Annotated in this window: 18 protein-coding genes; 5 read left to right on the plus strand and 13 right to left on the minus strand. The window is 35.1% G+C overall.

Annotated features, from left to right (window positions below):
* The first annotated feature begins 22 nt into the window (after nucleotides 1-22).
* A complete protein-coding gene (locus tag GCQ56_RS15530; protein WP_193323808.1) occupies nucleotides 23-1,996 on the plus strand; it encodes a peptidase U32 family protein in 1,974 nt (657 codons plus the stop codon).
* A gap of 155 nt (nucleotides 1,997-2,151) precedes the next feature.
* The gene (locus GCQ56_RS20795; protein WP_299994433.1) at nucleotides 2,152-4,266 is read left to right on the plus strand and encodes a M3 family metallopeptidase; all 2,115 of its coding nucleotides are present in this window, start codon (nucleotides 2,152-2,154) and stop codon (nucleotides 4,264-4,266) included.
* A gap of 109 nt (nucleotides 4,267-4,375) precedes the next feature.
* Here the strand turns inward: GCQ56_RS20795 and GCQ56_RS15540 are convergent, their stop codons facing one another.
* From GCQ56_RS15540 to GCQ56_RS15580, 9 genes are all read right to left on the minus strand, one after another.
* Nucleotides 4,376-4,963, minus strand: a complete 588-nt coding sequence (locus tag GCQ56_RS15540; RefSeq protein WP_152735453.1) for a TetR/AcrR family transcriptional regulator — start codon at nucleotides 4,961-4,963, stop codon at nucleotides 4,376-4,378.
* Between the two features lie 119 nt (nucleotides 4,964-5,082).
* Entirely contained in the window at nucleotides 5,083-5,454 is a 372-nt protein-coding gene (locus GCQ56_RS15545; protein ID WP_152735454.1) for a hypothetical protein, read from the minus strand.
* 113 nt (nucleotides 5,455-5,567) lie between these two features.
* Nucleotides 5,568-6,509: an NrfD/PsrC family molybdoenzyme membrane anchor subunit gene (gene nrfD / locus GCQ56_RS15550; RefSeq protein WP_152735455.1), complete on the minus strand. Its 942-nt coding sequence runs from the start codon at nucleotides 6,507-6,509 to the stop codon at nucleotides 5,568-5,570.
* Nucleotides 6,510-6,666: 157 nt separating this feature from the next.
* A complete protein-coding gene (locus GCQ56_RS15555; protein WP_152735456.1) occupies nucleotides 6,667-7,200 on the minus strand; it encodes a 4Fe-4S dicluster domain-containing protein in 534 nt (177 codons plus the stop codon).
* Nucleotides 7,197-9,431 (minus strand): molybdopterin-dependent oxidoreductase, encoded by a 2,235-nt coding sequence (locus GCQ56_RS15560; protein ID WP_152735457.1) that lies wholly within the window; start codon nucleotides 9,429-9,431, stop codon nucleotides 7,197-7,199. Before GCQ56_RS15560 ends, GCQ56_RS15555 begins: the two co-directional genes overlap by 4 nt.
* Nucleotides 9,432-9,630: 199 nt before the next feature.
* Nucleotides 9,631-10,476, minus strand: coding sequence for a sulfurtransferase (locus GCQ56_RS15565; RefSeq protein ID WP_152735458.1), 846 nt, complete (start codon nucleotides 10,474-10,476; stop codon nucleotides 9,631-9,633).
* Between the two features lie 69 nt (nucleotides 10,477-10,545).
* Entirely contained in the window at nucleotides 10,546-11,586 is a 1,041-nt protein-coding gene (locus GCQ56_RS15570) for a porin (protein WP_152735459.1), read from the minus strand.
* 98 nt (nucleotides 11,587-11,684) lie between these two features.
* Nucleotides 11,685-13,568, minus strand: coding sequence for a rhodanese-like domain-containing protein (locus GCQ56_RS15575; protein WP_152735460.1), 1,884 nt, complete (start codon nucleotides 13,566-13,568; stop codon nucleotides 11,685-11,687).
* 60 nt (nucleotides 13,569-13,628) lie between these two features.
* A complete protein-coding gene (locus GCQ56_RS15580) occupies nucleotides 13,629-14,162 on the minus strand; it encodes a rhodanese-like domain-containing protein (RefSeq protein WP_193323809.1) in 534 nt (177 codons plus the stop codon).
* Between the two features lie 371 nt (nucleotides 14,163-14,533).
* On the opposite strand from GCQ56_RS15580, the gene GCQ56_RS15585 reads away from it, so the two are divergent.
* Nucleotides 14,534-15,229, plus strand: a complete 696-nt coding sequence (locus GCQ56_RS15585) for a Crp/Fnr family transcriptional regulator (protein WP_152735462.1) — start codon at nucleotides 14,534-14,536, stop codon at nucleotides 15,227-15,229.
* 52 nt (nucleotides 15,230-15,281) lie between these two features.
* Here GCQ56_RS15585 and GCQ56_RS15590 read toward each other — a convergent pair whose 3' ends face one another.
* Nucleotides 15,282-17,330: a helix-turn-helix domain-containing protein gene (locus GCQ56_RS15590; protein ID WP_152735463.1), complete on the minus strand. Its 2,049-nt coding sequence runs from the start codon at nucleotides 17,328-17,330 to the stop codon at nucleotides 15,282-15,284.
* 257 nt (nucleotides 17,331-17,587) lie between these two features.
* Between GCQ56_RS15590 and GCQ56_RS15595 the strand changes: the two genes are divergently transcribed.
* Nucleotides 17,588-18,172: an ankyrin repeat domain-containing protein gene (locus GCQ56_RS15595; protein ID WP_152735464.1), complete on the plus strand. Its 585-nt coding sequence runs from the start codon at nucleotides 17,588-17,590 to the stop codon at nucleotides 18,170-18,172.
* Between the two features lie 40 nt (nucleotides 18,173-18,212).
* A complete protein-coding gene (locus tag GCQ56_RS15600; RefSeq protein ID WP_152735465.1) occupies nucleotides 18,213-19,298 on the plus strand; it encodes an acyltransferase family protein in 1,086 nt (361 codons plus the stop codon).
* 65 nt (nucleotides 19,299-19,363) lie between these two features.
* On the opposite strand, the gene GCQ56_RS15605 is transcribed toward GCQ56_RS15600, so the two are convergent.
* From GCQ56_RS15605 to GCQ56_RS15615, 3 genes are all read right to left on the minus strand, one after another.
* Nucleotides 19,364-20,341: a hypothetical protein gene (locus GCQ56_RS15605; protein WP_152735466.1), complete on the minus strand. Its 978-nt coding sequence runs from the start codon at nucleotides 20,339-20,341 to the stop codon at nucleotides 19,364-19,366.
* A 31-nt stretch (nucleotides 20,342-20,372) separates the two neighbouring features.
* Nucleotides 20,373-20,978, minus strand: coding sequence for a hypothetical protein (locus tag GCQ56_RS15610; RefSeq protein ID WP_152735467.1), 606 nt, complete (start codon nucleotides 20,976-20,978; stop codon nucleotides 20,373-20,375).
* 128 nt (nucleotides 20,979-21,106) lie between these two features.
* A complete protein-coding gene (locus GCQ56_RS15615) occupies nucleotides 21,107-23,179 on the minus strand; it encodes a hypothetical protein (protein WP_152735468.1) in 2,073 nt (690 codons plus the stop codon).
* Nucleotides 23,180-23,400: the final 221 nt, after the last annotated feature.

Raw genomic sequence — 23,400 nt, forward strand, 5'->3', positions numbered from 1 at the left:
AGGCTGAACAAAGATGAGAAAAATGAATAAGCCTGAATTACTATTACCCGTTGGAAATCCTGAAATGTTTCACGCTGCTGTTAAAGGTGGAGCTGATGCTGTATATCTTGGACTTCGCCAGTTTAATGCTCGCGGACGAGCTTCTAATTTTACAACCGGACAACTTCAGGCTCTCTTAAAGATTGCTAAAAAAAACAATATCAAGGTTTATCTAACCCTGAACACGGTTATTAAAAACGAAGAGTTATCTGACTTACTCGATACTTTATTCCTAATCCAGAAAACTGATATTAGTGCCATAATCATTCAAGATTGGGGAGTTTATCATTTGGTGAAAAAGCATTTCCCGAAAATTACGGTTCATGCAAGCACACAAATGGCTCACCACAATTCATTGGGTGCTATTTATTGCAAGCAGAAAGATTTCGAAAGAGCTGTAATGGCTCGTGAACTAACCTTACCTGAACTAAAAGAGATCAAACAAAAAACAGATATTGAATTGGAAATATTCATGCACGGAGCTTTGTGCTACTCCTTCTCAGGCATGTGTTTGTTCAGTAGCTTTTTGGGTGGTAGTGGTGCTAACAGAGGTTTGTGTGCTCAACCTTGTCGTAGATATTTCGAAACGGGCAATAAAACCCAATACGTCTTCAGTTTAAAGGACAATCAAGCGGTTGATGTCTTACCAGAATTGATGAAAATGGGTATTGAATCCATAAAAATAGAAGGAAGATTAAAGCCAGCTGAGTTTGTTTACAATGTTTCCAAAGCCTACCGTAAAGTTTTGGATGATAATGATGTAAAATCAGCTAAGGAAATTCTTGCTTTTGATATGGGTCGTGAGAAAACCGGATATTTTTTAGCTGGAAACGTAAATCAGGCAATAACAGAAAATACAAACACAGGTATTTTAGTTGGATCTGTTGAAAAACGAACCAAAGATGCCATTATCTTCACCTCAAGCCACGAAATTCAATTAGGAAATAGAATACGCTTTAAGCAACGAAATGGTGAACCTCAAAAAGCCATTAAAGTAAAAGATTTTAAATCCTTAAGCGAAGGATGTTATCAAATTGATGCTGGAAACACCAAAGCACAAAGAGGAGATCAGGTTTATTTAGCTGGAATGAATCAAGAAAAATTCCCGAGCAAGTTTCAAGACGAGGGAAAACCGTTTAAAGCAAGCATGCACAGAACTGAGAAAGCAAAAATCATTAAAGGCTTAGGTTCTAAAAACATTCCTCAAAAGGAACAAATCTATGTTCGTATCGATTCATTGGCATGGCTTCGTAAAATTCATTTAAATGAGATGAATTATCTGATTTTAAATCTAAAGAAATCAGAATGGGAAGAGTTGAAATGGGATGTTCCTTTTCTACAGAAGAATGCTCATAAAATAATGATTGAATTGCCTAAGTTCATTCCTGAAAAGGATTTACCTTTTTACAAACAGCTTTGTAAAACAGCAATGAGAAAAGGCTATCAGAATTTTATGCTGAGTCATATCTCTCAGAAACTATTACTTCCTAAAAAAGCGAGAATTGCTTGTAACGAAAATGTATACTTATTTAATGATGCGGCAGTAGCTCATCTTCGCGAGGAAAGAATTAATCTATTCACACATCCTCAAGAAAATGATTTAGAGAACCTGATCAAAGGAAACGATCGATTCGGAATTGTCCCGGTCTACTTCTACCCTCAATTGTTCTATTCTCGTATGCCTGTTAAAACAGTAAATGATGAACTGATTGATGACATGCAAGGTGAATACGACAAGGAACTTCGTGATGGAATCACCATTGTTTATCCGAAACATCCAGTAACATGGATGCAACAAAAAAATAAACTGCACAAAGAAGGATTTCGTCGTTTCTTAATTGATCTAACTCATGAGAAAGTATCCTCGAATACTTTTAAAAGATTAATGAAGAATTTCCAGCAAGCCAAGCAGGTTCAGCCATCCACCAGTTTCAATATGAAAAAAGGCTTGAAATAATGAAGAATTAAAAATGAATAATTGTCAATTGATAATTACTCATTTTTAATTGAAAAAGTATGTTACGAAACCGTTTATTTCATAAGGAAAAGCTATCGATTTTTATTACTTTGGCAGTCGAACAATTTTAAGTATTAATTACTAAACCTAACAAAGTGAAAAAGACGTTCCTTTACGTACTTATTGCAGGTATCGGTTTCACCGCCTGTGATGGTAAAAAAAATGAGCAAAAAGCTGGAAATCCGTTTTTTGCAGAGTATAACACTCCACACCAAACACCTCCATTCGATTTAATTAAGTTCGAGCATTTCGAGCCTGCGTTCACTCAAGGAATGGAAGAGGGTCGTACCGAAATTGATGCAATTGCAAACAATACTGAAGCTCCAACTTTCGAAAATACGATTGTTGCTTACGAAAAAGCTGGTGAATTACTAGGTAAAGTAAGCGATGTATTTTATAACATCAAAGGATCGGAAAACAACGATTCAATTGCTGCTCTTGCTAAAAGATTATCTCCACTAATGACTGCTTATAGTGCAGATATTAGTTTGAACGAAAATCTTTTCAAAAGAATCAAGTCTGTTTACGAGCAAAAAGATCAATTAGAGCTTTCTGTTGAAGAACAAACTATGCTTGAGAAAATGTATCAGGGTTTTGTTCGCGGTGGTGCTAATCTTCCTGCTGACAAGAAAGATCAATTGCGTAAAATTGACGAGCAACTTTCTAAGTTAACTCTTCAGTTTGGCGAGAATGTTTTGAAAGAAACAAACAACTTCGAATTGGTTATTGATAACGAAAAAGATCTTGCAGGTTTACCAGAAGGTGTAATTGCTGCTGCTGCTGAAACTGCAAAAGCTGCAGATAAAGAAGGCAAGTGGTTGTTCACAACTCAAAAGCCAAGCATGTTGCCTTTCCTACAGTATGCTGATAACCGTGACTTGCGTAAGCAATTGTACATGGGTTACGTAAACCGTGGTAACAACAACAACGAATTCGATAACAAAGAGAATGCTAAGAAGATTGTAAATCTTCGTATTCAGCGAGCTAAATTGTTTGGTTACAACAACCATGCAGAATACGTTCTTGAAAAGAACATGGCTAAAACTCCTGAAAAAGCATTTGAGTTATTGAATAAACTTTGGAAAGCTGCTCTTCCTAACGCTAAGAAAGAAGTGAAGGAAATGCAGAAAATGATTGCTAAAGAAGGTGGTAAATTCAAGCTTGCTTCTTGGGACTGGTGGTACTATGCTGACAAAGTAAAGAAAGCGAAATACGACTTGGACGAAGAAGAGTTAAAGCCATATTTCGAAATCAACAATGTTCGTGATGGTGCTTTTGCTTTAGCTACTAAATTATATGGTATCAAATTCATTGAACGTAACGATATCGCTAAATTCAATCCTGCAAACCAGGTTTTCGAATTGCAAGAAGCTGATGGATCTCACATTGGTATTTTCTATTTGGATTATCACCCACGTGCTTCTAAGCGTGGAGGTGCATGGATGAGTTCTTTCCGTAAGCAATCAGGTTTCGGAACTGCTAAGCCTGTTACTCCGGTTATCTTGAACATCTGTAACTTTACTAAGCCTGTTGGCGATACTCCTGCATTATTAACTCCAGATGAAGTTGAAACTTTATTCCACGAGTTCGGTCACGCTCTTCACGGATTCCTTTCTAAGTGTGAGTACAACTACTTATCGGGAACTTCTGTTTCTCGTGATTTTGTTGAGCTTCCATCTCAGGTTATGGAAAACTGGTGCTTCGAACCAGAAATGTTAGCAATCTATGCGAAGCATTACAAAACTGGTGAAGTAATTCCTGCTGAATTGGTGAAGAAAATTCAAAATGCTGGTAAATTCAACCAGGGATTTGCTACTGTTGAATATCTTGCTGCTTCTTTATTAGATATGAAATATCATACAATGTCTGAAGAATTAACTGAAGATGTAATGACTTTCGAAAAGAATTATTTAGGTGAGCTTGGATTAATTGACGAGATCTACTCAAGATACCGTTCTACTTACTTCAACCACATTTTCGCTGGTGGATATTCTGCTGGTTACTATGCTTACATTTGGGCAGGTGTTTTAGATTCAGATGCATTTATGGCATTTAAAGAAACTTCTTTATTCGATAAAGCAACTGCTAAAGCTTTCCGCGATAACGTATTGGCAAAAGGTGGTACTGAAGATCCTATGAAATTGTACAAGCAATTTAGAGGTGCTGAGCCTAGCATTGATCCTTTATTGATCAAACGTGGTTTAAAATAAAAAATAGCGATTAGCAATAAGATAATTTGCTCAAAAAATAAAATCCGATTCGTATTACGAATCGGATTTTTTGTATTATTAATTTTCATTTACTCATTCCTAATTAATATCACTCTTCATATTCTGCCTTCTTTACATACATATTTAAAACTTTTTGTTGCATGGCATCAATAGGATAACCTTCGGGTTCCAGAACAAAATTCATCGCAATACCTTCCAACATCGAAGTTAAAAACTCTGTTTCCATTTCGGGATCGGCTGCACCACTCTGACTAAAGTACTCATTCAACACATCGAATTTCATGCTTACAATTTCATCCAATTCTTGTTTGTATAAAGGAACCACTCCTGGCTGAAGTCTAAGCGCATAAAACAACTTAAAGAATTTGAGATTCTTCTCTACAGAATCAAAATAATCATTGATAAAAAACAGCAATTCTACTTCCTGCAGTTCGCCATCTTCATTAGGATCTATACCATCAAATAGCAAATGAACTGCCTCTTCAACAATGGTATGTAGCAAATCTTCTTTGGTCTCGAAATAAGAAAAAAGTTCTTTCTCAGAAATAACAATGGCTTTGGCTATACTTGCTCCAGTAGTTGAAAAATATCCTTCCTTCACAAAAATCTCTAAAGCCGTACTTAGAATTTCCCTCCTCTTATCCACATCATCAGGTAATTTTTTATTAGGAGCCATAACAACAATAACTTAGGTTTAACTATCCGTTTTTACCCAAGTTACAACAGAAATCTAGTTTCCTCCAAAAAATTTTGAATCAATAATGATTTAGGGTTCTGACAATTAGATAATATTTGCTACTCAAATATCCAATTGACAGCTGCATGCTCGCTTGAAAAAGGTTTTATTATTGCTTCTTCAGTTTTTGCTTGTGCCATCATAGGAATGACAATTTTATCTGGAGAATTAACAACTACCGCAAGTTTAACTTGATGAAATTCAGGAGTTGTTTTCAGGTATTTAATTACTTCTTGAAGTTGTGATAAGTTGATATTCATTACACTCTCATCAAAATTAGTTACTACTCCAAGCACTTTTTCATCAAGCATTTCTTTTTGGATATACTTAAAAGAATCCAATACATCTTCCACATCAACAATACCATTGAATTTTCGAATAACAACTTTCAAGTCATTTTTAGTAATGATATCGTACGTGACTTCACCCATAATAAAATACAATTGTATTAAACTTGCAATAAAAAAAGGATACAACTTAATGTATCCTTTACAACTTACGCGAATAATTGGTTTAAGTTACTATTAATCAAAACCAATTTCCATTAATATAAATACTTACTTATCTGACCGGCATCAACCATTATAAAACGGAAAACTATCCCTCCAAAAAGAATTAAAATTGCTGGCAAAGCAACAGGTATTTTCCTACCCCTTAATTCCAAAATTTCGAGAATAGCCGGAATCAGTAAACCTAAAACAACAACTCCACCCCAAAAAGGAAGAGTATAAGCTCCACCTAAAAACAATTGAGCTGCTTCAATTTGTGCGGCATTACTTGCCATGAAGCCCATAAATAGGTGTATAATAAAGAATATTTCTATTCCAATCAACAATAGATCAATCTTGCTGAACAATGTTCTTTCCAAATGATCTTTTGACATCCACATGATTACCGCAGCTCCTGTTGATAAACCTGAAACTAGGAACAATGGTCCTAATATGGAAGTATTCCACAACGGACGCGCATTAAAAGCAGATAATAATATTCCTGTGTAAATACCAAGAATCACCGCTGAAACAATCATTACCCAGGCTAGTGGCTTTCGATAAGCATTAACCTGCTTTTCAATAAACTCCAGCCATCCCACTTTAAATTTCCAGTTCGGAATCAAATCACGCCAATACGCAACACACCAAACAATCGAAAGAGGTGTGATTAGCATTAATATCCAGGCTCCCCATGACATTGGAGATTCAATACGAATTGTAGTATACAGTTGCCAGAAATACAACTTGTGTTTCAAATCGAGAAATAAGGCAAATAAGCCAATAACCAGAATTGCCGGAACTAAAAAAGTGGCTCTTCTAACTGCGGTTGGCAATTCCTTTTCTCTACCAAGAATGGTATATAAAGCAGCAAAAAACATGATTCCTGCCGCTAATCCTCCTAAAAAAAGATACAATGGAATTTCCCATCCCCAAATTGCCAAAACCGGATCAATATGAGAATTCATTCTTCCACTCACTATAATTTCTTCGTTCATAATTTGATTGTTTTTAGATTCCGTTCATCAAGATTACCCCAGCGCAAAGAATCTTGACAAACGGAACCCGATATAAAACTTGAACTTGTTAAACCTGATCGCCAACTGAATACAACAACCAACTTGAATACAGCGAACAATCATTTTCTTAAATATCTTATATCAGATAGTAAACATGTGGCTTCGTTCCCACCTCGGGAGCCAATATTTTCCAATCTCTATTTTGTAATAATTGATAAACCTTACTTTCCTTGTCATCAAGATCTCCGAAATACATGCATTCTGTTGGACAAACCGATACACAAGAAGGTGATTTACCTTCCTTCACTCTATGTATACAGAAGGTGCATTTATCAACGTAACCATCAGGGTGAGAGTAACGAGCATCGTACGGACATGACTGAACACAAGCTCCACATCCAATGCACTCATTGCGAGTAACCTTTACAATTCCTCCCTCCTCGTAATGACTTGCTCCTGTAGGGCAACATCTTACACAAGGTGAATTTTCACAATGGTTACATCTCTCCGATCTCAATTCAATATTTACATTCGGAAATTTCCCTTTGGCATTTTCAACTACCCAATCACGGCAATATCCAATAGGCACACGATTTTCGTTCTGACAAGCAACTACACAGTCACTACATCCAACACATTTTTTTGTGTCAATTACCATTGCATATCTCATGATATCACCTCTCTTTCAGGTTTATTGGTTACAAAGCTTACAAAGTTTCCTCTCATTCCAGTTCCCCCCATTACAGGATCAACCATTACATTGGTTATCAATTGAGAATCACTAATTCCTTTTCCAAAAGATCTCTTCAATTTTTTATTTCCACGTCCGAATCCATGAATCATGTAAACATTATCTTTCCCTATTCTCTCTGTTACACGAACTTTTATCGGGAAATCAGAAATCACTCCATCCTGGTTCTTTAACCAAACTTCCTGATCATTCTCTAAATTGTTTTCAGCAGCGACTTTTGGATTCACCCAAAGTTTGTTCTCACTCATCAGTTCATTTAAGTTTGGATTATTTACCGTTCTACCAAATGTATGCATTGGCGCACGACCATAATTCAATCTATAAAAACCTTTAGGAGGCTCAGGATGTGGTGTATAATTTGGTATTGGATCGAATCCTTCCATTTCAAGATCTAAAGAATACAATTCAATCATTCCTGTTGATGTTCCAAATTCATGATAATCATCCTCAGCCATAAACATTGGTGTTTTTCTATCCAATTTTAAAACACCTTTCTCTTTCATTTCAGCCAATGAAGATCCCATTTGCTTCAATTGCCAATCGATAATCTCACCGTAACTTTCATACTTAAAATGACTTGAAATCTTTAGCTTTTTAGCTAGTTTTCTCACGATCCAATCTGAAGGCTTCGAAAGATATTTAGGCTTAACTGCAGGAACTCTAACTGCAACATTTGGTATACGGTTTGGGGAGCTTCGCATGTCATCGTAACGCTCCAGATAAGTACATTCCGGTAGAATAATATCAGCATAACCCGTTATCTCCATTGGCATGGTATCTACAACAACCAATAAATCGAGATTTTGAATAGCTTCTAGAGTTCGTTTGGTATCAGGAATGGTAGAGATTAAGTTAGTACCAACTACAAACCATCCTTTAATCTTGTAATCCGACTCATTATCAGGATGCGACATGTCCACAAAAACATTTGCAATTGATGATCCTGCTAATGCATACTTGCCATCCAAATGCTCTTTCCATGTCCAACTTGCAGCAGGATACCCAGGATGCGGATAAGATGGGATTTTTGCCTTTTCTGGGAAATAGAAGCCGCCTTCACGTCCCCATGATCCCAATAGTGCATTTAGCATTGCCATAGCTCTTAATCGCTGCGTATCATCTCCATACCAGGTAACATGTCGTCCCGGATGAATTAATGTAGCAGGTGCATGGAATGCCATTTCTCTAGCTGTCTGACGAATTACGTCAGCGCTAATAGTTGTAATTTCTTCTGCCCATTCAGGCGTTTTATCAGCAACATGAGCTTGCAGATCTTCCAATCCGTAGGCATATTGCTCTATATATTCTTTGTCGTATAATTCTTCAGTTACAATAACATTCATCCAAGCCAAAAGCAATGCAATATCAGTAGCTGGTTTAATAGGCAACCAATATTTCGATTTACTTGCCGCAGTTGATAATCTTGGATCAACCGTAATAATTGTTGCTCCTCTATCAATAGCTTTTGACATTTCCTGCACATGAGAATTGTGCATGTTCTCTCCAATATGATTTCCGATCAGAACTAAACACTTGGTATTTTCTAAATCGACAGGCTCGGGAGAATTAATATTTGATCCGAAAGTAGTTTTGAAACCTACTTCGCGTGGACCTCTACATTGAGCATAGGAAGGAGCAGTAATATTTCTGGATCCGAAGGCTTTAAATAGTTTTCCGAAATGAGCGCCACCTGAACCATGCTTAAACAATGCCAGGCTTTCAGGACCACTTTCGTCCTTTATCTTATTCATTTTCGCTGCGATAACACGAAATGCCTTATCCCAACTAACTTCTTTAAAGGTTTGCTTTCCATTCTCTTCAACACGCATTAAAGGAGTTTTCAAACGATCCGGATCATTGTACATCCCAATACCGCCAGTTCCTCTCGGACAAAAGCGACCATTGCTATGAGGATCATCCTCGTTTCCTTCAATCTTCCAGATTTCACCCTTATCGTCGGTATAAACCCAACCGGCACATTTCCAGAAACATACTTCACAGTACGTTGGGAAGCGCTTTATTTTTGAAGCATCCATTGGCTCTGCCGCATTAACTTGCCCAATCATGGCATTTAATAAAGGATTGGCAAGCACCAAACCTCCGGCACCAATAGCGGATAACTTAATAAATTCTCTTCTTGACTTCTTCATCAGATTGATGTTTTAAAATTGAACTGATGCTTAGTATACAAACATTAGTTTGTTGGTTTTCTTTGCGTTTTCTTTAATTCACACATGATTCTTTCGAATCAATAATTACCTGGTGAAGGTAATTGTAGTAGTAGTGTTAGGTAAATTCATATCCTCCTTTAAAAGAAGGATATGAAAACCGATTTATGAAAAAAAGAATCTACTTTTGAACTACTTCGCTAGCAGTCCATTCAAATAATGCACCATCGTATACTTTTACATTTGGATATCCTAAAGCTGATTTAAGAGCCAAATACATAATACCTGCACGAACACTCGATTCGCAGTAAAGAATAACTTCTTTATCCTTTGTAATACCTGCAGCTGTAAATAATGCTTGCAAGTCTTCCTTTGATTTTAGTAAACTTTTAGTTGTAAGTACCTTCTTAAATTCAAGGTTAATTGCTGATGGAATATGCCCTTTAGGTAATTTTGATTCTTTAATACCTTTGTACTCATCAGCTGAACGAACATCAACAATAATTGCTGCTGCATTGTTACTTGCCTTTTTTACTTGTGCAATAGTAGCAATAGCACCCTTGTTTAAATTCACAGCAAAAGTTGTTGCTTTTCTTTTAACAGGATTTTTGGTTACAGGCTTACGAGCCATTCTCCATGCTTTCATGTGTCCATTTAAAATTTTCACATTCTTTGCACCCATATATTTTAAAATCCAATAAACACGACCAGAATATTTACCTGATCCATTATCGTAAAGAACAATTGTATTGGTATTGCTAATCCCCTTTTCGCCTAGTATTTTTGCAATTTCAGCTGTAGATTTTAATGTACTTTTAGGAGTTGCCTTATAAAGATCCTTATGATTTACATGAATAGCTCCATCAATATGCACTTTAGCGTAATCGGAAGCCTTACGAGTACTTACCAATACAACATTAGCATCTTTTTTAATTTTCAGGAAATCTTTAACAGAAATCACGTCTTGAGCGAAGGTCATTTGCATGCCTAGAAAACAAACAAATGCAAGTAATATCATTTTTTTCATAATCGTATTTTTTTATAAATAGTAAACAGTAGTAAAAGGAAGCCTAAATGACTTCCTTTAATTTAATTGTTAAAACTTAACAGTTACCTGCAACATGAAAATATCATTGTTAACTTCATTATCTCTCTCTGCACGATAAACGTAATTCGCTTGAATTTTTGTCCAATCATTTAAGAAATAATTCAAACCATAAGTTGTACAGAATTCAGTATTGTTACCCATATCTTTATCAGAATCGAAAAATTCGCATTTTAATACAGGCTGAAGGTTGTTATTGAACTTATACATTGCCATTAAGAAACCACCATCACGCTTCACACTACCTTCATGAGTTGCAAGTTCTTCACCACAACCACCACCGGTTGTATAAGTACCTACATCTTCACCATAAAGATATTCTCCTTGCAACATGAAAGCTCCTTTTTTGTACTGAACATCAGCACCCCAACGTGTTCTTTCATCATCTGGCATACCTTCTGTAGCTGAAGCTGATTCTCCATACTTATAACTAGCACCAATTTTCACATTCTTATGCGGATTCAATACAATACGAGCAGCGTAATCCTTTTTCTTATTGTCATCTTTATCAAATAAGCCTGTACCATTTGTAACAGCAAAACTATATTGCAATAAAGTAGTATCAGCTCCACCCAAAACCATAAATCCACGATCTCTATCAGGAGATGCTAATTGATTTACAACCTTTGAACGATTAATTGTATGTAATTTGTGACAAGGAGTATTCAATTCCAAAGAGATTGGTGATTTAAAAGAACCCATTGAAATTTTTGCAAAATCATAACGAGAATAAGTTACAAATGCATCCAGTAAATAAGCATCTCCATCATGTCTTGTATTATCAGGACTTGCTTCTAAAACTACATAGTAACTAATGTCATAAGGAATCTTCCCCATTACACCAATTCTAGCTCGGTTAAAATCGAAAGTACTGGTATTGTCATCACCAGCTATTTCATTAAATTCATATTTAGGTTGAATAAAACCAAAAACGTTAACACCTTCACCCGAAGGCTCATCACATCCTTGTGCACTAACTAATGCAGGAAGACAAAAAGCGACTGCAAAAAGTAAAGCATATATTTTTTTCATGATAGTATTTTTTAGATTTTGGGAATTACATGTCGAGTAATTCTTAATGCAATTCCCGGTATTCGGTTAGTTTTATGAAATCTATCTTAACTCCTGATTTAATTCACTAATGGTAAATCTGTTGTAGGAGTAACAAACTGATGACTCTCCAATGTTGGATAAATCATTTTGTTAGAACCAAACTTTAATGATACTGCGTCATAACCCAATACATTTAGGTAAGCCGTAATCATAGATGAAGTTTGACCAGTCCAACAATAAGTACATACTTTAGCTGCAGCATCCAGATTTGCCATTTCACCATTCTCAAGGCTTAATGGTTGAACTCTGTAAGCACCTGCAATATGTCCGTAATGATCTACATCTGCCTGTGCCCAGTAATTATTAATGAAATAGTCAGTTGGTGTTGTTAATACATCTGTTGCATTTACTCCTTTAAAACCACCTGTAATCATTGCAGACACTCTTTCTTGAAGAATGGCAGCTCCACTAGTTGCTGATGACGTTAAGCTAGGATAATCGAAAGTTTGAACGCTTGCAACATCTGTTGTTACCCAGTTTGCATGTCCTTCACCAACAGCACCATTTGTAGCACCTGAATTACTTTCCCAAGAACCAGAAAGAGTTGAATTCCAACCACTCATTCCCCATTTCAATACCTTAGCATCTGTGTAACCACTCAAACGAAGAGCCACAACAGCATGAGAAGCTGTTTGTCCTGTATAACAAGCAACCAAAATTGGTTTTGTTGTATTAGCTGCATCTGTAAGAATATTAGTCAAAGATGAATTAACAGCACCTTCGATATGTCCAGCATTATAAGCATCTGCTGCACGAATGTCTAAAATATCATAAGTAGAAAGGAATGTACTTAAATCAGCCTCAGCAGGAGCACCTGTAATCCAACTGGTTAAAACGTCTGGTAAATCAAGATCGTTTGCAACTAAATAGTCTGATAAAGTCTCAAAAGTATTGGTTTCAATTACATCAGAAGTTACTAATGGTAAATCTACTGTAGGTGTAACAAACTTATGACTCTCCAATGTTGGATAAATCATATTGTTCGAACCAAACTTTAAAGAAACAGCATTGTAACCAATAACATTTAGATAAGCTGTAATCATCGAAGAAGTCTGACCAGTCCAGCAGTAGGTACAAACGGTAGCATCTGCATCCAAATTCGCCATTTCACCATTTTCAAGACTTAATGGTTGAATTCTGTAAGCTCCTGCAATATGTCCGTAATGATCTACATCAGCTTGAGCCCAATAGTTATTAATAAAATAGTTAGATGGAGTAGTTAAAACTGTAGCAGCATCAACACCTTTAAAACCACCTGTTATCATAGCAGTAACTCTTTCCTCTAAAATACTTGCTCCAGTTGAAGCATTAGTTGTAATTCCAGGATAATCAAAAGTCTGGTTTGTTGCAACCGGAGTAGTTACCCAATTTGCATTTCCTTCTCCAACAGCGCCATTTGTAGCTCCCGATTTACCTTCCCAAGGTGCAGATAAAGTAGAATTCCATCCACTCATACCCCATTTTAAAACTTTTGCATCGGTATAACCGCTTAAACGAAGCGCAACAACAGCATGAGATGCAGTTTGTCCTGTATAACAAGCAACCAAAATTGGTTTTGTTGTACCTGCTGCCGTAGTTAGAATATTATCTAAAGAGGTATTCACTGCCCCTTCTATATGACCTGCTGCGTAAGCTTCTGCTGATCTTATATCTATAACATCATAATTTGCAAGGTAGGCATCAACATCAGCAACAGCTGCAGGTGCACCTACAATCCAATCTGTTAAAACGTCAGGTAAATCAAGATCATTAGCAATCATATATGCTGATAATGTCTCAAAATTTTCTGTAGGATCCGGACCTACAACAGGAGCGGCAACATCATTATCCTCCTTACAAGAAGTTAATAACAATGCGGGCACCAAAGTAAAAATAAAGAAATACTTCATTAATTTTTTCATGTCTCAATAGTTTAGATTTGTAATAGTTGGGTTATTTTATTCAGGTTTAGAAGTTCAATACTAGCATCCGCCAGAATCTTCTTCTTCGGCTGCAGCGGAAATCATTCCACCTTCTTCTATATTATCTTCGCTGATTTCAGGATAAGCTTCGTGCCAGCCATGCCAGCCTCCGCTAATTACTTTCACATTTTTGTATCCCAATTGCTGCAAACGCAATGCTGCTAAGGGGCTACGGTTACTTTTCTTACAATAAAGAATTAATAATTCTTCTTTTTCAGGTACGTACAATCCTTCTTCATCCCAAACCTTCTCGCTTCCAATTCTAAATTCCAAAACTCCTCTTGGAATAGAAACAGAACCAGGAATAAAGCCCTTGTCATGTTCTTTAGGCAATCTAACATCTAATAATACATATGGATCTTCACCATTCATCAGATCATTAAAATCCTTCACAGAAATTTCTGATACATTTTGCTTGATATCAGCAACCATATCATCAACACTTGCATAGGATTTAACAGGACCGTTAGAGTTAGAGCTACATCCTGCCATAGCTATAAGGCAGATAAAGAAAAAAGCCTTGATTGTTTTCATAGATTCAATATTTAAGTTCAAAAACGGTAACATATTTTATAAGAAATTCTTACTTTTGCACTCCCTCAATCGTTTTCGTCCATTCTGATAAAAAAAATCGACTCCGATTTAACTTATTTAATGGTCTTGTTTGAAATGCTCAATAAAGATTTATTTCTCTATTACAATATTACAGGATTCAAAGATCAGAGGCGAGCAAAACGAATGGCAATCCCTCAAGCATAAATTTGTAATTTGAAACTATTTTCTTGACCTCAGAAAGGTGTTTTCTTGATCTATTACATGTTTTTTTCTGTTGTTTGACATGCCATAGTACTCTAAATTTGTATATATTTACAGGACTAGATACAACAACCTAAATCCCCTAGCCTATGGCTATCCCAGTAAAAACAACCTGTTGCAAGGAATGCGTTAGTAAGTCCGCTTGCTTCAAGGAGTTATCGGAAGAGGAGTTAATTCTGATAGACAAAGGACGCTTCGAAGTCACCTTTAAAAAGGGTGAAATAGTCTGCAAACAAAGTATGCTAGCATCACATTTGATCTACATTAAGAAAGGATTTGTGAAACTTTACATCGAAGGAGGCAACAATAAGAACATCATTTTAACCATCGAAAAGGATGGTTACATGATCGGATTACAGTCTCTTTTCGGTAATAGTGTTTTTCATTACACAGCCGTTGCTTATGAAGATACCACGGTATGTTTGTTCGAAATGCAATCCATCAGTGAAATTATTGAACAAAACTCAGGTTTTGCCTCAAAACTAATTGCCAGATTGAATGAAAATACGATTCGTGGGTATGGACGTCTTTTCTGCCTTACTCAAAAACAATCCAGCGGTCGTTTGGCTGACATCTTACTTTGCTTATCGGATAGATTGTATAAAAGTAACAATTTCGAAATGGCACTTTCGAGAAAAGATTTGGCAGAAATTACGGTTATGTCTGTAGAGAGCCTTTCCAGAGTCATCAAGGAATTCAAAGATGACAAAATCATTAAGCTTGATGGAAGAAAGCTTGAGATAATAGACAGGGAAAGATTGGAACGTATCTGTGAAACAGGATAATCATTGTTTAAAATATAAAAAAAGGGATCTCAAAATTGAGATCCCTTTTCTTTTAAAGTAACTTTTTATCTTTTAGTACTTTCTTCAGTGTATTGTGTCGCTTATTAAACTTCTCTTTTAGAATATCCATAAAATTCCTAAACTCTTTTGTTTTATTTATATCATCAAACAAAGGATCATCTTCCAAAAATAGGATTACCCATATTGAATATTGATCTTCTTTAGCAAAAAGTGCCAGCTCCTTAAATGCTTGCTCTTGGTCTCCTTCTTGTACTGCACAAACTGCCAGACTTAAATGTTTGTAAATTGAAGAATGAGTGTTAGCAAATTCTCTATAGGCATCAAAAAACATTTTGGCTTCTTGAAACTTTCCCACTTTTGCATATACATGAGCAATTTTACAATCTTCACCATGATAAATATTCAATTTTCTATCCTCTCTGGCTTTTACAAAAATGCTGTAATATTTATAGGCTTCCTCATAATCTCGCTGAGCGTAACAAACTTTTCCTATCTCTTGCAAAATATCCAATCTAGTTTGATCTTTATTCCATGCAGCAATAAGAAGTTTCTTTGTCTGCTTCAAGTTTTTGTTTTTTGCATATAATATATAAGCTTTTAAGTATTCGGAATACAGATTATTTGGATTGTGATCTATAGATTTATCTATATACATTTCCGATTCCTCAATAAATCCTGATTGAATCAATGCATTACTTACATGTAAGTAAATAAAACTAGCAGTTACAGAATCATTGGAGCCAATGTTTAATTGAATTCCTTTTAATGCATACTCCAAATATTTCTCAGAATTAGGCATATGGTTTGCATAAAAATCCGAAAGGTAATTTAATACGTAAGCTGAATTAGGATTGTACTCCAGAGCTCTTTCGAAATAAGGTACTGCCTCTGCATTTTCTCCTTTTGCTAAATACGATAAAGCCTTTGAAATCAAGCTTTGATAATCCTTTGAATCAAATAACATCGCCTTATCTGCATTAGCAACAACTTTATCAATATGTTCCTTCTTCGCTTTAAAAATGTCTAAATAGTAATAACCTATAGACTTAAATGCATAAGCACGGGCAAACTGATCATCCAGTTCAATTGCTTTATCAAGATGAGTAATTGCTTCGAGCAACACCTCTCTTTTTTCTTGTCGCATCAATTCCAATGCTTTTAAAAATTCATCATAAGCTTCTAAATTATCAGTAGGTGTTTTATCAATTAATTTCTCCTCTTCAGGAGTTATTATTGCTTCCACACTGTTTGCAATTTTCTTAGCAACCTCTTTCTGTAAATTGAAAATATCTTTGGCTTGTCGGTCATACTGTTCTGCCCACAAATGCCTATCGTTACTTGCTTTTATCAGCTGAACGTTCAAGAAAATCTGATCCCCAATTTTCTGTCCACTTCCCTCTACAAAATAACTTACATCCAATTCATCCGCAATTTCAGGAATAGTGAGGTTTGAATTTCGATATTTCTCAACCGAAGTTCGGCTGATCACCCTAACATCCTTAATTTTTTGTAGGTGATTTAAAACAGACTCCATTAATCCGTTTACGATATAAACATTTGATGAATCTTTGCTATCATTCTTAAAAGGTAAAACTGCAATTGATTTATCAACTTCATTATTAAATTGAATTGGATTTAGAATAAAATAGGTAGAGAAAATGCTAAGCAAAACAGCTATTACAATTATAACTGGTCGTTTTTGCTTATTTGATTTTTGCGGAGTGCTTTCTTTTTCTTCTAACTCATGCTTGCCTATTTCCCCTGGAGGATACCCATATAATTCTCTAAAGCATTTTATAAAATAAGAAGTGCTACTAAAACCAACCTGATAAGCCACTTCGGAGACATTAGATTCTCCTGTAATTAAAATTTCTTTAGCATTCTCGAGTCTTATTTTTCTAATAAATTGACTTACAGAAAGATTACACAGTTTTTTAACTTTTCGTAAGAGATTGGAACGACTCATTCCTATAGCATCAGCCAATTCAGAAACACCAAAACTTTCGTTTGATAGGTTTTCTTCAACAATGGATTTCAGCTTTAGTAAAAATTCATTCTCTTCAAATAGATGATTGGTCATTATAATGGAATAAAAAAACACTTCTTAATTCGCGAAAAAGATACAAATAATATCAACATCATTACTTAAATAATTCTGCCTCTACCAAGCCAGATTCATGGCTAAAACATTCAACCTGCAACATACTTTATACAAATGCGTCATAATTCACACTGATTCCCAAAAGCTTATAATCTTGGATTAATAAATGATATGACCTGCATCACGATTTGCCAGACCTTTACATCAAATAATTGTTGAACTAAAAACCAGTAAAAATGAAAGCACATAGATTATTAGCATTTGGAATGTATGTATTATTTGTATTAGCAGTTTATTCTTGTGAAACTAAGAATTCGAAAACAACAAATAAATCGTATACTGCTGAGAAAGTAAAAGCTCCTTCAATGGATATTCATGCAGCCACATTCATGGGGAATACAAAATTGGTAAAACAACACATAGCAGCGGGAACTAATTTAAATAGTAAGGAACCAATGGGAGGATCAACTCCATTAATTACAGCTTGCTTATTTGGAAAAACTGAAGTAGCTCTTGAATTGATAAAAGCAGGAGTAGATTTAAATCTTAAAAATAATGATGGTTCTACAGCACTACACGTTGCAGCATTCTTTTGCAGAACGGAGATTGTTGAAGCTCTAGTAAAAAATGGAGCTGATCAAATTCTTAAGAACAATGCAGGAGCAACAGCTCTGGAAAGTGTATCTGCTCCATTCGCTCAAGTAAAAGGCATTTATGAATTCTTCGGTAAAGAATTGGGACCTCTTGGGTTAAAGTTAAATTACGATAGAATTGAAAAAACAAGACCAGAAGTTGCTGAATTGTTAAAAAACAACAGCTAAATAGGAAGTAATAAATTTTAATGTCTTAGAAATACAAATCATGACAACAACAGAAAGAAGATACGATATAGATTGGCTGAGAGTGATTACAATTGGGTTGTTATTAATATATCATATAGCCATTGTATTTCAGCCTTGGGGCGTGCTTATTGGCTTTATTCAAAGTGATACTTCTATGGAAAGCATTTGGATTCCAATGTCTGCATTAAACATTTGGAGAATACCTCTACTCTTTTTTGTTTCCGGAATGGGCGTTTGTTTTGCCATGCGTAAAAGAAATTCAAAACAGTTATTGCTGGAAAGAAGCAAAAGAATCTTACTTCCCTTTCTATTTGGAATGATTTGTATTGTCCCTTTACATTTTTTGATTTGGAAAACTTATTACAATCAAGATCTGAACTATCAAATCAACCCAAGTCATTTGTGGTTTTTAGGAAACATCTTCATGTATGTATTACTACTACTTCCTATATTCCAACTCATTAATAAGTACAATGGGAAAATTCAGGTTTGGCTAAAAAATCTTTTCAAAACTCCTTTGGGATTATTAGTAATTCTGATTCCGTTCATCTTAGAATCAATTATCATCAATCCTGATCCTTTTGAAATGTATGCCATGACATTACATGGATTTTTATTGGGATTTTTAGCCTTTTTCTTTGGTTTTTGCTTTATACTGGCAGGAAACACACTTCGGAATACATTAATAAAATGGAGGTGGCCATTTCTAATCACTGCTATAGGTTTATATGGAATTCGCCTAATTACATTTCAGTTAAAATCACCTAATTATTTAATGTCAATAGAATCGAATATCTGGATTTTTGCAGTTTTTGGATTCGCGTTCCAATATCTTAATAAGCCGGGAAAAGTATTGACTTACTTAAGCGAAGCTGCCTACCCAATTTATATCCTTCATATGCTATGGTTATATGCAGCCTCTTATATAATTCTACCTATGCAAATGCCAGTTATTATCAAGTTCATAACTATTAACCTGCTAACATTTATTGGATGTTTTGCGATGTATGAATTTGTTATCAAACGCAGTATTATTTTACGCCCACTATTTGGATTAAAAATAAGTATGAAATCCAAACCTAAGGTAGAACTTAAAATTTCCTAAAATCAAAACCCCGCTACTTTGAATACGATTCAATTAGCGGGGTTTATCTACACCAAGCGCTTACACTACAAACGTCCCAAATCTTGAAGTTGTTGGTATAAATCTTTCATTTTTGTTAATTCTGTAATCAATTTATTATCACCTGCCTTTTTTAAATAAACTTCTGATTTTTCAAAGTTTCCCGTAATCATGTATAATATACCAGAATTTTTGGCAGCCATAAGAACAGCTCGTTTATCCGCAGCATTGTCTGCTACTTCTGCAAACAAATCTGCAGCTACGGCATAATTCTCTTTTTTAGTTAGTTTATAAGCTTCCTTCTGCGTTTTAGAAAGCGCCTTGTCCTTCACCTTTTTAACTTTCTTTACATCATACTCTTTTGTCATCAATTTAGGAGTCAACTCTGCCTTAATCGATTTTAAATAGTCAGAAATACAATTCATCGTCAATTCTCCATCGGGAATTTCTCCTTCAAAATCTCCATCTTTGGTCAATTTTGGCGCACCTAAATATTCTTTCGAATAATGATAAGTCATATTCATTTTAGAATACACCTTAAGCGCAACACCCGATTTGTTTGTAAACTGTAAATCTACAGAAGCGTCAGCATCTTTATTTCTTGAGTATTTCTTTACCATATAAGGCAATTTATGCGTAGCAGTATAATATTTCCCTTTCATACCACTCTCATCACTTTTAGTTAAGCTAGAGCGAATGGTTCCCGAAATAACCAAATCGGCTTCTCCCTCACTATTTACCAACTGATACAATTGCGTACTCATCCATGGCAATGTAATTGCATATCCTTTTTGAGCTCCCAATTGAGCATCTTTAATGTTCTTTTTAATCAACTCAGTTACTGTTCCTCCAGTCCTTACATTCCAAGGTTCCGAATCTTCAACTGTAATATTTTTTACAAATACTGTTTTAACACCATCAAATACATGTGAAGGCATTTTCATGGTATAGGTTTTGATTTTCTCTGCATTACTAACTGTAGTTGCAACAACTAATAATGTTAACAGTACGAATATCTTTCTCATAATTCTATCTTAATTGTATTTTAACATGTACTTATTGAACTCTAAATAACTTCCACATCGATTGATCACCTTCTGGTTTACTTTTAAAAGTGATTCTTTTACCATCAGGTGTATCAACAAGAGTTAGATATTTAATGTCAGTTAAAGTATAATGATCCAGGGCTTTTGCATCATCAAAATGCGGCTCTTTTTTTCCATCGTAAAAACGAACATGCTCTCCGTCTTCACAAATTTCAACAAACATCAAACTAGCATTTGGCAAGTCTAAATCAGCAGCAATTCTAAGTTTTAAGAAGCTATCTTTATCAATAACCAAACCACTCGATCCTCGCAAAACCTTTTTAGTTAAGAGAACCTTTTTAGCCAAATTATCCTTCGATTTATAGATGTAAATTTGTTTCTGTAAACTCTTGTCCTCAGCAGGCACCTCTTTTAGCTTAAAAACAGCGGCTGATTGTTCATCTCCAACCGTAAAAAGAAGATTTAAAATGTCATATTTCACCAAACCTTCTTCCGATTTGCATTTAATATTGAAATAGGGTTCCCCTAACATTCGTCCACTTTTATTCGTACTTATTTGTGCGTTAATTGCATTTCCGCATAGTAAGATTAAAATTCCTACAAGTAATTTTTTCATGTGTCTTTATTTATTTAATTGATATTTTCTAGATTTTTCTCTTCTAATGCCCCCGGAAAATATGAGCCACACTCCCCGGGGACCAACTTGGTTTTAGTTGTGAATAGAAAACATATGTATCTTTTGACTTAATTGTTTGTAGCAGGCTCAATGCGTTTTCCGCATCCAGTAGTCTCTACAATTTTATTTACATTCTTAGTTATAACGTGCTCAAAAGAAGTGTACTTTTGGTAAGATTCTTTGATTTTTGCAGTTTCATTCTTGATGTTATTGTACTCATTTTTTACAACATCCAGCTTCCCTTTCAACTCATCAACTCCCGGAATCTTAGGAAGACTGATTTTCAACTTCTTCATTATTGGTTCTGCAGCCTTCATTCCAATTTCTGCAATTTTTCCAGCTATATAACCACCAGCAGTAAGTGCTTTATGAAGAGACATTTTTGTCAATTTAAAATCAAACTCTTTTTTTAAAACCTTATCCATTTGACCAGTTACCTTACTCACTTTATCAAGAGTAGGCTTAATTTTTTTCATCCCTTTCTTTACCTTCTGAGCAGGCGAATGAAGTACAGCTAAAGCTTTTGCTCCTTTTTCAAAACTTGTTAAGCTGTTGTTTAAATTTCTCATTTGATTCGAAGTACCTTTTAATCCCTTATTTATTTCTTTTATAGCACCTTCCACCTTCTTAAAATCACTTTCTAATTTTAATGTTTTAATACAGTCATCAATTCCTTTAACAGTAGCTTCACTCTTCTCCAATACAATTTTCGTGGTTGCCACCATACCTTTTATCGCATCAACAGTATTTTTAACTTGTCCCACCGCCGATTTAGTTGGTGTAATAAAAGGACGATCAATTGCATTAAACTTTTCAACTAAACCACCAACTGGCTTTTGTGCTATGGATAATGATTTAGAAGTAAAACCACTTACCGTACCTACAACAGGAATTGCATTTAATGCTTTTAAGGTACTTCCAACATTTTTCATTTTGGTATTTAAACTTTTGGTCTGACTCGAAATGTAAGTCACCACCTCCATTACCTCGTAACCTTTATCTACCGATGCTGAAATGGTTCCAATACGATTGGTTAAAGCTGTGTATTGTTTTCGTGTTTCAGCCAGGTTCTTTTTTAAAGTGATCAATTCACTTCCAACATTCAAAGAGTAAATACGATACATGGAATCTTTATAATCAGGAATCCATTTTTGGGCACTTCTGTAGAAGGCAATAATTTTATCCTTTTCCTTTTTAGAAGATTTCTCCAACTTTATAGCAGAAGCATAATAAAATTCAGCAATTTTTTCTTTTGCTTTATCAATAGATTTTCTGGCATCATTATGGTTGGCGTTCCATTTTACAGCTAATTTAAACTGATCAACAGATTGTATATTCTTATTCACATCCTTTGATGTCAACAATTCCGAACCCTTCTTGTAGTACAATTCCGCAATTTTTTTTGCCACCTTATCTTTTGCATTAATTGCCTGAGCTAAGGAAGGTGTAAATTTAAGAGCATATCCCCAGGCTTCATGAGCTAAAACAAGAGTTGCGATATCCGAAGAGGTCTGATTTGAACTTGCGAACTCGGTATAATAAGTGCTTATCTTTTTAGCCGTTTCAATTCTAATATCCGAAGAACAATATTTACTGTAAGCTTTTCTCAACTTTTCATAGGAATCCTTAATTAATGAACGATCGATATCCTCTTTCCCTTTTTTCATTATTAAATTAAAGGCATATTCAACCGAAGCTTTCGATTGCACTGAGTAATCGACAAATTCGGTTGTCCACTCCCATTTTCCTTTCGGGTCGACAAATGGCAACTCAACCTGCTTAAGCTTTCCATAAACCGTCTCTAATAAATTATAGGTTTCTACCCTTTTTTCTGCCACTGCAATTGATTCTGTATTTTCAGAATTACCTATATAGGATTTCGTTTTGGCAAGCGTTGTATTAAAATTCGTATACATGAATTTCTTGAATGCCTTAACATCAGGATCGATAATTATTGCATTAAAAGCATGGTCGAGACCTTTAAGTGCATTTCCTTTGTTCATTTCTTCATTTGCAAGGTTAAACTCACTTCTTCCTTTCGAAAACAAGCTAGAAGTAACACCACAACTGGTAATAAAAATTGATACTGCAAGAATGCAAGCACCTACAAAAAATAGTTTTTTGAGTGTAAAATTCTTCATCAAGTAATGATATTTAATTAAGATTTGGGTTTAGTTAAATAGATACCAAAACATCAATTGAATAATTTCATTGATCTACGAATTTGATCTGTTAATCACAATTAATTTTTATGTATCTATTAGGCTTGGCAAATATGTAAACTTCCTATCAGTGAGTAAAAAAACAGCAATAGACAAAGTAATAGACATAAGAAGCCCTCCATCATTAAGCACACTTAGTC

The organism is Marinifilum sp. N1E240, from assembly GCF_009295825.1.
GTDB classification, from domain to species: Bacteria; Bacteroidota; Bacteroidia; order Bacteroidales; family Marinifilaceae; genus Marinifilum_A; species Marinifilum_A sediminis.

What these genes read in the sequence shown, in the direction of transcription:
- GCQ56_RS15565 (WP_152735458.1), bottom strand. Translation starts at nt 10,476, where the DNA reads ATGAAAAAAATGATATTACTTGCATTTGTTTGTTTTCTAGGCATGCAA.
- GCQ56_RS15570 (WP_152735459.1), bottom strand. Translation starts at nt 11,586, where the DNA reads ATGAAAAAAATATATGCTTTACTTTTTGCAGTCGCTTTTTGTCTTCCT.
- GCQ56_RS15590 (WP_152735463.1), bottom strand. Translation starts at nt 17,330, where the DNA reads ATGACCAATCATCTATTTGAAGAGAATGAATTTTTACTAAAGCTGAAA.
- GCQ56_RS15530 (WP_193323808.1), top strand. Translation starts at nt 23, where the DNA reads ATGAATAAGCCTGAATTACTATTACCCGTTGGAAATCCTGAAATGTTT.
- GCQ56_RS15610 (WP_152735467.1), bottom strand. Translation starts at nt 20,978, where the DNA reads ATGAAAAAATTACTTGTAGGAATTTTAATCTTACTATGCGGAAATGCA.
- GCQ56_RS15540 (WP_152735453.1), bottom strand. Translation starts at nt 4,963, where the DNA reads ATGGCTCCTAATAAAAAATTACCTGATGATGTGGATAAGAGGAGGGAA.
- GCQ56_RS15615 (WP_152735468.1), bottom strand. Translation starts at nt 23,179, where the DNA reads ATGAAGAATTTTACACTCAAAAAACTATTTTTTGTAGGTGCTTGCATT.
- GCQ56_RS15595 (WP_152735464.1), top strand. Translation starts at nt 17,588, where the DNA reads ATGAAAGCACATAGATTATTAGCATTTGGAATGTATGTATTATTTGTA.
- GCQ56_RS15555 (WP_152735456.1), bottom strand. Translation starts at nt 7,200, where the DNA reads ATGAGATATGCAATGGTAATTGACACAAAAAAATGTGTTGGATGTAGT.
- GCQ56_RS15585 (WP_152735462.1), top strand. Translation starts at nt 14,534, where the DNA reads ATGGCTATCCCAGTAAAAACAACCTGTTGCAAGGAATGCGTTAGTAAG.
- GCQ56_RS15545 (WP_152735454.1), bottom strand. Translation starts at nt 5,454, where the DNA reads ATGGGTGAAGTCACGTACGATATCATTACTAAAAATGACTTGAAAGTT.
- GCQ56_RS15580 (WP_193323809.1), bottom strand. Translation starts at nt 14,162, where the DNA reads ATGAAAACAATCAAGGCTTTTTTCTTTATCTGCCTTATAGCTATGGCA.
- nrfD (WP_152735455.1), bottom strand. Translation starts at nt 6,509, where the DNA reads ATGAACGAAGAAATTATAGTGAGTGGAAGAATGAATTCTCATATTGAT.
- GCQ56_RS15560 (WP_152735457.1), bottom strand. Translation starts at nt 9,431, where the DNA reads ATGAAGAAGTCAAGAAGAGAATTTATTAAGTTATCCGCTATTGGTGCC.
- GCQ56_RS15575 (WP_152735460.1), bottom strand. Translation starts at nt 13,568, where the DNA reads ATGAAAAAATTAATGAAGTATTTCTTTATTTTTACTTTGGTGCCCGCA.
- GCQ56_RS15605 (WP_152735466.1), bottom strand. Translation starts at nt 20,341, where the DNA reads ATGAGAAAGATATTCGTACTGTTAACATTATTAGTTGTTGCAACTACA.
- GCQ56_RS15600 (WP_152735465.1), top strand. Translation starts at nt 18,213, where the DNA reads ATGACAACAACAGAAAGAAGATACGATATAGATTGGCTGAGAGTGATT.